This window comes from Pseudomonas sp. RW407, from assembly GCF_003176655.1.
GTDB lineage: Bacteria > Pseudomonadota > Gammaproteobacteria > Pseudomonadales > Pseudomonadaceae > Pseudomonas > Pseudomonas delhiensis.
Genome location: NZ_QGSL01000076.1, coordinates 1 through 391 on the forward strand (window position 1 = coordinate 1; position 391 = coordinate 391).

Annotated in this window: 1 pseudogene; it reads left to right on the forward strand. The window is 69.6% G+C overall.

The window, feature by feature from the left end:
- Positions 1-391: pseudogene (locus tag DK254_RS06520) on the forward strand (2-keto-4-pentenoate hydratase); the annotation flags it as partial.

A 391-nucleotide genomic window follows, 5' to 3' on the forward strand; every position in this document is an offset into this window, starting at 1 on the left:
GCCCTGGCCTGCGGCCGGCGCCTGGTCGGCCGCAAGATCGGCCTGACCAACCCCAAGGTGCAGGCCCAGCTGGGCGTGGACCAGCCGGACTTCGGCGGGCTGTTCGCCGACATGGCCTATGGCGACAACGAAACCGTGCCCTTCGGGAAAGTGCTGCAACCGAAGATCGAAGCGGAGATCGCCCTGGTGCTGGAACGCGACCTGCCCGGCACCGACACCACTTTCGCCGACGTTATCAATGCCACCGGCTGGGTGCTGCCGGCCCTGGAGATCGTCGGCAGCCGCATCGCCAACTGGAACATCCGCTTCGCCGACACCGTGGCCGACAACGCCTCCAGCGGCTGCTTCGTGCTCGGCGGCCCGGCCCGCCGCCTCGACGGCCTGGACCTGC